At 60.5% G+C, this 12,282-nt stretch carries 12 protein-coding genes; 6 read left to right on the top strand and 6 right to left on the bottom strand.

Annotated elements, in window-relative coordinates; genetic code table 11:
- Window positions 1-10 precede the first annotated feature (10 nt).
- Complete coding sequence (locus tag PXH66_RS01580; RefSeq protein ID WP_330928746.1) at window positions 11-676, top strand: hypothetical protein; 666 nt, start codon at window positions 11-13, stop codon at window positions 674-676.
- Window positions 677-704: 28 nt separating this feature from the next.
- Here PXH66_RS01580 and PXH66_RS01575 read toward each other — a convergent pair whose 3' ends face one another.
- Window positions 705-1,415 (bottom strand): SDR family oxidoreductase, encoded by a 711-nt coding sequence (locus PXH66_RS01575; protein ID WP_330928745.1) that lies wholly within the window; start codon window positions 1,413-1,415, stop codon window positions 705-707.
- Between the two features lie 196 nt (window positions 1,416-1,611).
- Here PXH66_RS01575 and PXH66_RS01570 point away from each other — a divergent pair, with 196 nt between their 5' ends.
- Window positions 1,612-3,168 (top strand): TonB family protein, encoded by a 1,557-nt coding sequence (locus PXH66_RS01570; protein WP_330928744.1) that lies wholly within the window; start codon window positions 1,612-1,614, stop codon window positions 3,166-3,168.
- Here the strand turns inward: PXH66_RS01570 and folE2 are convergent.
- The 3 genes from folE2 to PXH66_RS01555 form a co-directional block, all read right to left on the bottom strand.
- Entirely contained in the window at window positions 3,140-4,120 is a 981-nt protein-coding gene (gene folE2, locus PXH66_RS01565) for a GTP cyclohydrolase FolE2 (protein WP_330928743.1), read from the bottom strand. The two genes, PXH66_RS01570 and folE2, sit on opposite strands and share 29 nt — an antisense overlap.
- A 95-nt stretch (window positions 4,121-4,215) precedes the next feature.
- The gene (locus tag PXH66_RS01560; RefSeq protein WP_330928742.1) at window positions 4,216-4,686 is read right to left on the bottom strand and encodes a 6-pyruvoyl trahydropterin synthase family protein; all 471 of its coding nucleotides are present in this window, start codon (window positions 4,684-4,686) and stop codon (window positions 4,216-4,218) included.
- Window positions 4,687-4,720: 34 nt separating this feature from the next.
- Entirely contained in the window at window positions 4,721-5,698 is a 978-nt protein-coding gene (locus PXH66_RS01555) for a DUF6807 domain-containing protein (RefSeq protein ID WP_330928741.1), read from the bottom strand.
- Window positions 5,699-5,803: 105 nt separating this feature from the next.
- Here PXH66_RS01555 and PXH66_RS01550 point away from each other — a divergent pair, with 105 nt between their 5' ends.
- The 4 genes from PXH66_RS01550 (at window position 5,804) to PXH66_RS01535 (ending at window position 9,497) form a co-directional block, all read left to right on the top strand.
- A complete protein-coding gene (locus PXH66_RS01550; protein ID WP_330928740.1) occupies window positions 5,804-6,646 on the top strand; it encodes an MBL fold metallo-hydrolase in 843 nt (280 codons plus the stop codon).
- A 78-nt stretch (window positions 6,647-6,724) separates the two neighbouring features.
- Window positions 6,725-8,164, top strand: a complete 1,440-nt coding sequence (gene pyk / locus PXH66_RS01545) for a pyruvate kinase (RefSeq protein WP_330928739.1) — start codon at window positions 6,725-6,727, stop codon at window positions 8,162-8,164.
- Between the two features lie 95 nt (window positions 8,165-8,259).
- Complete coding sequence (locus tag PXH66_RS01540) at window positions 8,260-8,640, top strand: hypothetical protein (RefSeq protein WP_330928738.1); 381 nt, start codon at window positions 8,260-8,262, stop codon at window positions 8,638-8,640.
- Window positions 8,637-9,497, top strand: coding sequence for a hypothetical protein (locus tag PXH66_RS01535; protein ID WP_330928737.1), 861 nt, complete (start codon window positions 8,637-8,639; stop codon window positions 9,495-9,497). Before PXH66_RS01540 ends, PXH66_RS01535 begins: the two co-directional genes overlap by 4 nt.
- On the opposite strand, the gene PXH66_RS01530 is transcribed toward PXH66_RS01535, so the two are convergent.
- Window positions 9,494-10,774 carry an MptA/MptB family glycosyltransferase gene (locus tag PXH66_RS01530; protein ID WP_330932200.1) on the bottom strand — a complete coding sequence of 427 codons (1,281 nt, stop codon included), beginning with the start codon at window positions 10,772-10,774 and terminating at the stop codon, window positions 9,494-9,496. The two genes, PXH66_RS01535 and PXH66_RS01530, sit on opposite strands and share 4 nt — an antisense overlap.
- On the bottom strand, window positions 10,771-12,258 hold the full coding sequence (locus tag PXH66_RS01525; protein WP_330928735.1) for an adenylate/guanylate cyclase domain-containing protein: 1,488 nt from the start codon (window positions 12,256-12,258) through the stop codon (window positions 10,771-10,773). Before PXH66_RS01525 ends, PXH66_RS01530 begins: the two co-directional genes overlap by 4 nt.
- Window positions 12,259-12,282: the final 24 nt, after the last annotated feature.

The following is a 12,282-nucleotide window of genomic DNA, read 5'->3' as shown; positions in this document are numbered from 1 at the left end:
TTTCCGACGGATGAAATACCTCAGGATCAGCTTCGTCCTCATCCTGATCTGCAATACATCGTGCAACCGTCAGCCAAGTGCTGAAGCCACCGTAACCGCTTATATCCCACAAATCAGTTGGGAGCGGCGGAATGCGGCGGTCGACATAGGAGTATTATCCTATCCAGAACAAATGGAACTACGCCAAATCCTTCATTCGGAAGAGTTCTGGATCTATTATTCGTCGCAAAATCCCACAAAAACAGAGCGAGAGATCAGGAAAATAGACACGGGACTAAACGTTCGAACGCTTCGAGTTTCCGAGCTCGGAGACGACTATGTCGAAGCATACCACTTTCAGCTGAAGCACGGCGATCAAGCCACCTTCGATTCACTCATCGAGAGTTACCAAATTCTCCAAGCGAATCAGGTCGAACGGGTGCGACGTGATACGCTTTCACGAAAAGAGTCCGCCTTGGTGCATCTTGGGGCTGTCCAACAATCACTGTCAGCCTTGGACGAAAAACCCCATAATTCGGATCAAACCAATCCCATCGAATTACGAGAACGACTCGAAAGACATCTCGTCCATATTCATGAGCGCATTGCCCTATCTGACAAGATCTTGAGCGAGTTGGCCAAAGTTGGAAAAATCATCTCCATAGAGCCATTTCCATCCTCAAAAACTCCCTACTAGAAAAGGAACTCCTCCGCCCTTCTGAAGGCTAGAGATCCCCGCCCTGCGGACGCAGGACGATGTCCTCGACCACCGTTTTGCGGGACAGTTGGTAAATATCGTAGAACGCGCGCGCCACGTCGGCCGTGGGCATCATCTTGGTCCAATCCGCTCCGCTGCCTTCCCACGAAGGTGACATCGTGGCTCCCGGGTAGACGGTGCATACGCGCACGCCTTTATCCTTCAACTCTTCGCGCATGACTTTCGACAATCCCGTCACGCCGAACTTCGCCGCACAGTAGCCGGCACCGCCGGGATATGGGTTTTGGCCCGCGATCGAACTCATGTTGAATACATCACCGCGCCCACGCTTCACCATCGCCGGCACAATGGCGCGCGACACCAAGAACAGACTGCGCAAGTTCGCCGCGATCAGGCCGTCGAAGTCGGCCACGCTCATGGCCAGAAACTCCGTTGGGTAGAACCGGCCCGCGTTGTTGATCAGCACATCCACGCCTTTGAAGCGCTTCGTGACCGCCGCCGCCATGGCGTCAACCGCCGTCTCATCGGTCACATCGCAGAGAAACGTCGCCACGGTGGCACCCAGTTTGGCGCACGCCTTGGCCGTTTTCGTGAGGTTCTTTTCGTTGCGCGCCACCAAGGCCAATCGCACGCCCTTCAACTGTTTGGCGAAGGTCCTGGCAATCTCCGCCCCAATGCCTTGAGACGCGCCGGTGATAAGAACAACTGGTTTAGCCATAGGACAGGAGGATGACCCGATCGACCGAATCACGAAAGCTCATAAAACCTCCTGCCCCCTGAGAGTTTGGAGAAACCGCCAGTGACATTCGTCGGGGATTATCTAAACCTAACACTCTCAGTCCGCTCGATTCGGTTCCACCACCCGCGTGCCAATTCCTCGCCTGATTCGTCCGAAGCCCCATTCATTTCGTCCCATGGCTGCATCACCCTACCGTCCCCAAACCATGTGCCTTTCGCGACACGCTTTCTCCCTCATCGGTAACACGATGGATCCCTCCCAGACATGGATGAGAATCATCATGGTATTACTCGCGATCGTGGTCATGGGACCCTTGCACGCGATCGAGGCCACGAAGTCGGAAGAGCCCGAAGCGCCAGTCCCCGTGGGAGCTTCCGCGATCGCGGAGATCGATCCGGCCATGCTCAAGGAGCTATATGATCTAAACGAACTCACGTCGCCGCCGGTGCCACGATTCCAACCGAAACCATTTTACCCTTTTAAATTAAGAAGGGCCAACATCACAGGAAATGCGGTCGTGGGATTCATCGTGAGAAGTTCGGGGGAAGTGACAGATGCGTATGTTGTTCGCACGACCCATCCAGAGTTCGGGGCAGCGGCAGTGGACGCCGTGAGTAAGTGGAAATTCCGGCCCGGCATGGTCAATAGTCAAAAGGTGAATTCTCGCATGCAGATTCCGTTGCATTTCAACATCACTCCTCCTCCGGAGAATCGGTCGGAAAAATTTGATGTGCCGCCGACGGTAACGAGAAAAAAAGCCCCCCGTTATCCCGCGGAACTCAAACGGTTCGGCTCCCGGGCCAAAGTGGTCGTCTCCCTCGATGTGAATGAAGCGGGCAAGGCGGAGGGCGCTCATATTTCGGCGTCGAGTCACCCGGGGTTCGACGACGCTGCTTTGGCCACGGTCGAGCGATGGAAGTTCAAGCCCGCCGAAAAGGACGGTCGGAAAGTAACCATATCCATATCGACTCCCGTGTGGTTCGCCGCCAACGGAAAATCTCTATTGAACCATGGTTGGACTCCCCCCAAGCCCCGAGCATTTCCGCGCTCCTTGGCCGATATTTATCATTGGGAAACACCACCCATGATCCGGAACTACTACCCGCCGGTCTATCCCCGTGCCGCCCTGGAAGAAAAGCGCACCGGCCACGTGGTGGTGTCGTTTCTGGTCAATGCCCAAGGACGGGTCGAGCAAGCGGAGGCCAAGGGCGACGCTGATGAAGACCTGGCCATGGCCGCCGTTGCCGCCGTGAATGCCTGCGACTTTCAGCCCGCGCAACGCGGAGGCAACCCATCCCCGGCTTGGTTGGAATTGGAGTTCGATTTCAATCGCGGCAAACGCAGTCATGCGCCCGTAACGGAACGCACCAACCGCATACTGAGCCTGCGGTCGAAATCACCCGAGAAAATCGTGCCGTTCTCAGCACTGGATGCACCCGCAAAGTTGATCCTGTCCCCGCCTCCTTTGGTCCCCACGGGTCGTCTGCTACCGCCGGAAGGCATCGAAGTCCGGATCACCGTGGTGGTCGACCGCGAAGGCGTGGTGCGAGTTCCGCAACTCTTGGCCGGCTCAGACCCGGAACTCGGCTTCACCGCCGTTCAAGCTGTGGCCAATTGGCGCTTCGAAGTTCCGCGTCGGGACGGGAAACCAGTCGATGCCTACGCGATTATTCCAGTCGTGTTCAGACCCAGCAAATCGGTGACTAACACACCAGATCGCGAAACTCCATAAAGTCGGCGGCGAAGCCACCGGGGACGCCTTTGCAGATCACGCTCACGGCGTCGTGCGAATGCAGCGACTCCAAGTGGGAACAGGCGACTTGGAAGTCGACGATTCGCTTGTCCGCATCGAGTTCGGCGTAGAGCAAGCGGGCGGCGTCTTCGACGAACTTGATGTGCGCCCCATTAAGCTCGGCAAACGCCTGCTCGTCCTCGCGCTTCACCATCACCTGCGTCTCGGTTTTCAAGGCGTTCGCGCAGTGTTGTTGCAGGTCCTCGATCGCGAGGCGTTTACCGGCTGCGACTTCGACCTTGACCCGCGCCTTGGAGCGCTGGTTGTGCGGGATGGCGTAGACGCCGCGGGTGTCCCGGGCGTGCTCGCTCAGTTCGGCACTGCACGGGCAGGCGGACGAGTAGACAAAATCAAACTCGATGAACTGCCGGTAGCTGCCATCCGCCCGCATCACCGCCTCGTAGGACACGTCGTAATACTGCCACCCTTCCAATCCGCTGCGCAGCGACGGCTGTTTCATGGGATAGGAAAAGCTGAGCTTAATCCGCGCATTGAGCGCCTCGACCTTGCGGCGGTATTTGGCCAAAATACGTTTCAGCAACGCGAGGGTGAACACGTCGTCCTCGTGCTCGTAAAACGACCGGACGATGCGGCTCATGTTGATGCCCTTGAGCGTCGCTTTCAGCGAAACACTGCCGGTGACACTCGTTTCGAGCGTATGGATCACGCCCGCCTTGGTCTTGAACTTCAGCGGTAGTTTAAAATTCGATACGCCCACTTGCTGAATGGGCACGGCCGCGCCCTGGATGGCCTCCTCGGCCTCCATCATGTCGGGCAGCGAGGCTTTGTAACCGGGCGTCATCTTGAATGACGCATCATAGCGGCGCTTGATCTGCGGCGGCGCGCCGAAGGCGGCATGCAGATACATCTTCTTGGTGGTGGGTTGGGACATGTCGTTTTTACGCGGTTGCGGCCAGGCGGTTGGAACGATAACCGTAGCCCCGCGCACGCAGGGTTAGCTGGCCGAATTGGGTGGAGATTAAATCGCTATCGAGGCCCTCCATCGGGTCCGTAATAGTCGACAAAGTTGCGGGGAGTTTCGAGCAGACGCACACGGTGCAACCGTCCGCTCGGGAGCACGGGGGCAATCCGGGTCCAGAACGCGATGGCGAGGTTTTCCGCTGACGGGATTATGCCGCGCAGCCACTTCACCTCTTCGTTGAGATTGCGGTGATCGCAGTCGCGGAGAATGCGTTCTTCGAGAATCGTTTTAAGCGCCCCCAAATCGATCACATACCCGGTGTCGGGATCCGGTTCGCCCGCGACCGTGACTTCGAGTTCATAGTTGTGGCCGTGCCACTTGGCGTTGTTGCAGGGCCCGAAGGTGGTCCGGTTCCACGCCGCGCTCTTGGCCGGATTGTGCAAACGGTGGGCCGCGTTGAAATGCACCTGTCGGGTCACGTAGACCGTGCCGGACAGGACACGAGGAGCGGAGAATTTTCGAGCAGCGGAAGCCATGCGGAACCGCAAAATGGGCGCTTGATGCCTGTCGTCAATGAAGCGTCGCCGAATCCTGCACATACGCCTTCCACAGCGCATCGATTCGTTCGACGGGGAGTTCGCCGTCGAACGCCACCACCCGATACCGCGCGCGCACCGTTTCGCCCGGGGCGACCGAAAAAGCGTGTTCCTGCGCCGGCACGTAGTTGAAAAACACTTTCCCGTCGTCCCAAAGGCGCACGTGTTGGGGCGCGTCCTGATTACGCTCGTGGCAAAGAATCACCACGCCACCGCGGCCCGTGTCCAGGTCGCCCGACATTTCCACCCAGCGCGCCCGCGTCGCGTGTCCATCGGCGCGACGGTGTCCTGCCGAGGTCAGAATCCGGCTGTTGTCCTTGTTCCAATGCAAGGGACCGCGGTAGGCGATGCCTCCACCGTAGCGATAGGCGGCGAGTTCCAGCGGAGCGGTGGTCACGTTGGTTTGGGTAAAATCGTAGTCCACCAGATAGGCGTCGCCGGCATCCTGGACGGTCACGGTCAATTGCTCATCCAGAATAGTTTCGGCCGGTTCCCCGGTCGCGGGGTCGCAGGCGTATTGACTTTGCGCCACCGTAAAACCCGCCGAATCCGCACCTTCGCTTTGGGCCATCGTCTGGTCATAGCGCATCCCCGCCGTCTTACCGCCGATATTCCAAAAATCCAATTCCCGCGCTCCGTGATGGGTCTTTACCCAGGCGTGCCAGAGTCCGAGATGGTGGTAGTGGTCCGGCGCATAAACGCTGGTCACCACTCCGCCCGCCGGGGTTTTCAGCGGGTGTATGTAACCGGTGCGGGCGAAGACGGGATTCACCCCTTTAGGCAGCGGCAGCGCGGTTTTGCGGTAAACCAACACCTCCTGCGTGCCGCGCCGGATCGTGAGCGTGTCCGCATCCTCTTTGACCGTAAACGGTTCGGCCTGTGGGGAGGCGACTAGGCAAAACGTCGCGAGAAATAGACTGCTCCAGGGTTTCAGCAGGGTCGATGTCTTCATTTAATTTGGGGCGAGGTGCGGAATGGGGGTGAAGCCTAAGCCTGCCACGAACGGCAGATTCTCGTCGATCCTCAAGCGCCCGGTCAGTCCGACTCGCAAAAACCCTTGCGACTCCTCCCGCCTCGCCATCATGCCACCTTGATGGCGATGCGTATTCGGATTCTTGGCAGTGGCAGCTCGGGCAATGCCGCCCTCGTGGAGACGGAATCGGCGCGGGTGCTCATCGACGCGGGATTTTCCGGGCGCAAACTCACCCAGCTGCTCCGGGAAGCCGATACCCGTATGGAGGACATCGACGCAATTTTCGTGACCCACGAGCACGGGGATCACACGGCTGGGCTCAACACCATCACCAAGAAGCACGCGCACCTGACCTTGTTTGCCAACGCCCCGACCGCCCGCGCCGTGCAGACCAAACTCGCCGTGCGGCCGACCTGGCAGGTGTTTCAAACCGGCTCGCGCTTTCGCTACCGTGACTTGGAAGTCGACGCCTTCGCGGTCCCGCACGACGCCCAGGAACCCGTGGGCTTTGTCTTCACCACCGGGAACGCGGACGACCTGTTTGCGCCTCGGCGCTCACTGGCGTGGTTGACCGATCTGGGACACATCCCGCGTCATGTTCGGGAACGCATCCGCGAGGTCGACTTCATCGCCATCGAATCCAACCACTGCGCGCAATTGCTCGAAGCCGACCACAAACGACCGTGGTCGACCAAGCAGCGGATCTCCGGCCGGCATGGACACCTGTCCAACGATGGGTGCCGTGAAATCCTGACCGAGATTGCGAGCCCGCACTGGCGACACGTTTGCCTCACCCACCTCTCCCGTGACTGCAATTCGCTCACGGCCGTGGAATCCGCCATGGCAGAGATCCGATCCCGACTGACCGGCTGCACCTTTTCCATCGTCGGACCAGGCGAAGGCACCCCGTTTTTGGAACTGGGTTGAAGGATACTCAATTGTCACCGGTTAGACGAGGAATGGCCATTGCGAGCGATCCCCGGGGATTCATGATGTGACCCTTATATGACCGCAGCAGCCCCGCGACGCACCCGGTGCACCAAAATCATTTTCACCCTCGGCCCCGCCACGGCGAGTGAGGAAATGCTCGAAAAACTCATTCGCGGCGGCGCCGACGTCGCCCGTTTGAACATGGCGCACGCCAGCCACGAATGGGTTCGCGAGATGGTTGCGCGAATTCGCCAGGTTTCCGAAAAAGTCGGTCGTGAGATCGGGATCATGATGGACATCAAGGGACCGGAGATTCGCACCGGTGACGTCGAAGCCCCCATCGAACTGATGGCCGGCGAGACCTTCGATTTCACCGTGCGCCCCGGCGGACCCGGGGACAGCCCTGAGGAGGTCCGCTCCGTCGGCGTCAACTACGAGAACCTCGTCAACGACATCGCCATTGGTGACATCGTCCTCGTCGACAACGGCCTCATGCGCTTTGAGGTGCTGGAGAAAATCGACCGCCGCATCCGCTGCAAGGTGTTGATCACCGGTCAGCTCACCTCCCGTCGCCACATCAACCTCCCCGGGGTGAAAGTCAGCCTGCCCGCGTTCACCGAAAAAGACCGGCGCGACACGCTGGTCGGCATCGAGGCCGGAGTCGATTTCGTCGCCCTGTCCTTCGTCCGCGAAGGCAAGGACATCGTGGCGCTGCGCGATTTTCTGAAGTCCAACAACTCCAAGGCGCGCATCATCGCCAAGATCGAGGACCAGTCAGCGATCACCAATCTGGACGACATTATCCATGAATGCGACGCGCTGATGGTCGCACGGGGCGATCTCGGCATTGAGTGTCCCATCGAGGAACTCCCCGTCATCCAGCGCCGGGCGGTGCGCGCCTGCTTCGACCGGGGCCGGGCCGTGATCATCGCCACGCACATGCTCGAATCGATGATCTCATCGCCGGTCCCCACCCGCGCCGAAGTCACCGACGTGGCCAATGCCGTCTACGAAGAAGCCGATTGTGTGATGCTCTCCGGTGAGACCACGATCGGCAAATACCCGCTCGAATGCATCGATACGCTCGATCGCGTCGCCCGTCGCATCGAAGCCGAAGGTGACCTCGTATTCAAAGAGCCGGCCCTATTGACCGGCGAAAAAGTCAAAGTGCTGCAGTCCGCGGTCGTGCTCGCCAACGAACTGCCCAACAGCGCCATCCTCACCTTCACCCGGCGTGGTTTCATGGCCGCCGCCCTCGCCGCGCTGCGGCCCGCCCGGGCCCCGATTTTTGCCATGACCAATTCGGTGCAAACCCTGCGGCATCTGCGCCTGTTGCGCGGCGTGGAACCCTTTGTCATGCCGCTCGCCTCGGACCCCAACGACACCATCGACAACGCCATCCGGCTGCTGCGTCGCGAAGGTCGGGTCCAAGTCGGCGACAAATTGATCGTCGCGACCGATATTCTTTCCCATGACCGCTTTGTGGAAAGCGTGCAGTTGCGCACGGTGCGTTGAAATCTCACGCCCACCGGAATCAGACTCCGCTTCCCGAAACACTAAGTAGTCTCCTCCGGTTGACGGATTCACGCCGGGGCACTCCCTGTAACTCCATGCTGTTGCTACGACGGACCACGACTTTGATCGCGATGGGGCTGCTCACGGGCACTCCCGTCGTTCTGGCCTCGGGCACTTATCCGCCCGCGCCGCCACGGCTACGGTCGGATGTCACGCAGAGCATCGACTCGGTGGCCTACAACCTGGGCAAATCCATCTATACCGGTCGGGCGTCGATTAAGTCGACGCCGTCTCCTGATTCGACCCGCATCAGCCACACTCGCGAACGGCTCGAATCCGTCGTCGGGCACATTCCTGAGCGCGCCCAATCGCAACTCGACGTTCCCGCCCTCGCCCGGGATTTGAACCAGGAAAGCGTGGATGCGTTGCTCTACTATCTCCGCCTCCGCTTCCGCGTCACGGAGGGCAAGGCATGAACCGTTTCAACCTCACCCTACTACTCGGCACGCTGGTAACCGCGGGGCTCAACGCCTCCACCGCCTATCTGCCCACGCCCGGCACGGGTAATCTTCAGCCGGTGGCCTCCGTGCAATGGGCGACCGATTTCTGGTTCGACGACACGGCGGCGACTCTGCCCGGAAATCTCACCCAGACCTCCGTGGCCCTGGAGGCCGAATACGGCGTGACCACCGATGTCGCCGTCGATCTCACCGTCGGGTATTCGATCGTCAACTACCAGGGCGGCCCGCTCGGTCCCTACACGCTGACCCAGGACAACACCAACACACGCGATGGCACGATGGACACGCGCCTGGGCGTCTCGTGGCGGTTGGTGGACGAATTCACCAGCGTCAACGAAAGCATGCCGACGCTTACACTGCGCGCGGGAGCCATCATCGCTGGCAACTACGACACCGGCTTCCTCAACGCGGTTTCCGATGGAGCCGATGGTTGGGAACTCGGCTTCAAATTTGGCAAGATCTTCCTCGGCGCCAACGCCGGGCTCTACGGCGACTTCGCCTACCGCTGGTTGAACTCCTCCACTCCCGACGAATGGGAGGCCAGTCTCGGCGCCTACAAAATCACCGGCGCATTCACCTGGTCCGCCGGTTTGCGGGAGAAACAATCCGTCGGCGGCATCGATATCCTCGGCCCCGGCTTCAGTCTCGATCGGTTCACGGACGTGCGGGAGAAAAACCGGACCGCCGAGGTCGGAGTGACTTGGGCATGGCGTCCGGCGTCGACCCTCAGCTTGGGCTACGCCCGCACACTCGACGGCGAAAACACTCCGAAGAAAAACGTCGTGGTGACCGCGGCCAGTTTCTCGTTCTAGTCCGTTCGCGGCCACCGCCGCGCCCACCACATCGCTCCCAGCACGACCACGATCTCCAACGGTCGCGTCCAAGCCGGATGAGTGTAGTTGGTGCCCGCCCCTCCCGGATCGCCCCAACCGTGGGTATACGCCAACGGCACCGCCAAAAGAACACCGATGCCCCACCCGGTTGGTCGCACCGTCATGATGGGGAGCAGCCACAGCGCATACCAGGGGTTCATCACGGGAGCGCACAGAAACGCGACTCCCAGAATTGAGGCGTAAGGCGGCCAACCCCCACGATCACCCCTCATCCAGTTGACCCAGGTCCATCCGCCGAATCCCACCACCAGCGCCGCCGCCGTCATATGCGCCGCCTTCGTCGGCAATACCAGCGCCAACAACGCGTAGCCGGTGGAGTTATATTCAAAATACCCGGCCATGAATCGCAGCGCCGGCCACTCCGCCGTCGTGCCCTGTGCCCACCAGGGCACGTAGCAGGCGGCCCACACCGTCACACCGCCGACAATCGCGGCCCAGCCGAATCGACCCACCGCAAACGGTGCCATCACCGCCCCCAGCGGTTTGGTCGCCGTCGCCAAAGCCACCCAGGCCCCGCAACGCCCCGCCCGGCCCCGCTGCCACATGGCCAACGCCATCGCCATCGTCGCCACTCCGATCGCCTCGGGATGACCGGCGAAGGCAAACTCCGTCACCGCCAGCGGACACCACCAGGCCAACACCCAGCCGCGCCAGCCCAGCACGCGGCGCAAGCTCCACCACCCCACCGCCTCGATCAGCAGTAACAGGAGTTTCAATACGAGAAAACTTCCGGGCGCCAACGCCGCCGCCGCCGCAAAGACGGCTTGCGGCACCGGACTGTAAACCGTGGTCAAGTGCGGATGATTGATCCCATCCAGCTGCCGGGCCACCGCGACCGGCATGCCGTCGTCCCGGCCAAAAAAATGGGCCGGGGCTTCCGCATAGGGATTCCCCGTCGTGAGGGTTTGGTATCCATCCCAAAGATACCGGTGATAGTCGTCCTCCCACGTCGGCTCCGTGCCCACCCCGGCGAGCCGAAACGCCAGCGCCCACACCACGACGGCCTGCCGCAGGGACCGCGATTCACTGGTCGCCGCCGCGGCCCAACCGGTCATCAGCCACCCCACCACCAACGCCAGCGCCAACCCTCCCCGCGCCTCTCCGACATCCGCTTGCGTTGCCAGCCACACGTAAAAAGCGCACGCCACCGCACCGCCAACATGCACACGCAGGAAGGGATTGCGCCACCAGCTCACCACGGCGTCTGGGTTACATCATTGCGGCGATGGGAACGCATGGGACGATCGTTCTGTTCATGCTTGGTTCGCACGCCGACCTCCTCGGGGAATAAATTTTTCAATTCCATCGGCAACTGCTCCCACAGTCCCGGTGGCAACAGCAGTTCCCATTGACGGGCGGCCGCGCACAGGTGCGCCGCCGAGTTCACGGGGTTGCCAATCACGGTGTAGTCGCGGCGCGCTTGAGAACCGACCGCTCCGACGACGACGCGGCCATAATTAACGGCGGCCCCCAAGGCCCAATTCTGCGGCCATTCGTTCGTGCGTTGCTGCACCCGGGAAAGCAGTTCCCGCCCGCACATCACCGCCCGCTGCAAACAGTCCGCCCCGCCCGAGAAAACCGCCAGCACCGAGTCCCCCATGAACTTGTCGACGTCGCCGCCGTGGGCGAGCACCACCTCGGTCTGCAGTGCCAGCAACTCGTTGAGTTGGCGCAGCAGTTCATCCGGCGCCATGTCTTCCGCCGAGCGCGTGAAGCCTCGCACGTCGGTGATCAAAATGGCGGCCTCCTGCTCCTGACCCTCCAGCCAGTTTTCCACGTAGCGACTCTTCTCCACCGCATGCGCCGTGAACTGGGAAACAAACGGCAGAAGCTTCAATTTTTCCCCCACCGAATAGGCCATCCCGTTAAATGTCTCCGCCATCGCTGCGATTTCATCCCGCGAATCGAGCTGCAGTTGCACGTTGGTTTCTCCGCGCTCGAATCGCCTCATCGCCATGACGAGTTTGCCGATGTCCCGGGTCAATTGCCGGGTCAGGAAGAGCACGGCCATCAGCGCAATGGCCAGCGCGAGTCCGGTCACCGTGGCCTCGATCAATATCTTGTCGCGCAAGGCGCGATCATAGCGCTGCACCTGCGCATCGACTTCCAAGACCGCGATGATTTCCCCCAACCGATTTTTGATCGGGGAATAAGCACTGATCCACTCCCCGACATCCGACTCATAAATTCCGGTCGAGGTCACTTCGCCCTTTTGCAAAGCGCGCAGGTAGGCCTGGCGGTTCTGCTCTCTGATTTGGTAGCGATTCGCGATATACGGCTCCTCGGCGGTCATCACCACAAACTCAGTTTCAAACAAATCCTCCCGGCTGACCGGTCGTAAAATATAGATCTCCTCGTGACTCAGCCGGTTGCGTTGCCTGATTTCCTCCAGAATCGCGCGGGAGTCCTGAAACTCATCCGTCAGGTAGTCCAACTGGAATTCGATACTCTCCAAAAGGTCCCCCTGGATCGCCACCGCCCCCGTGCCGGCAATCGTTTCCACCCGCTCCTGAAACTGTTTTAACAGCTCCGAGCGACCGAACACGTAGTTGGTCACAAACAACGCCCCCGCCACCAGCAGCGACAGACTGACCATGGCCAACGTCGCCCGAAACCGCAGCTGCCGCCACCACGGGATCGGACGGGAAAACGGTGAAATGTTAGCGGGGCGGGAATCCACGGGCAGACGAAGCTTCAGTTCCAC

The organism is Synoicihabitans lomoniglobus, assembly GCF_029023725.1.
Taxonomy (GTDB): Bacteria; Verrucomicrobiota; Verrucomicrobiia; order Opitutales; family Opitutaceae; genus Actomonas; species Actomonas lomonigloba.
This window is presented reverse-complemented; position numbering and strand designations above follow the sequence as displayed.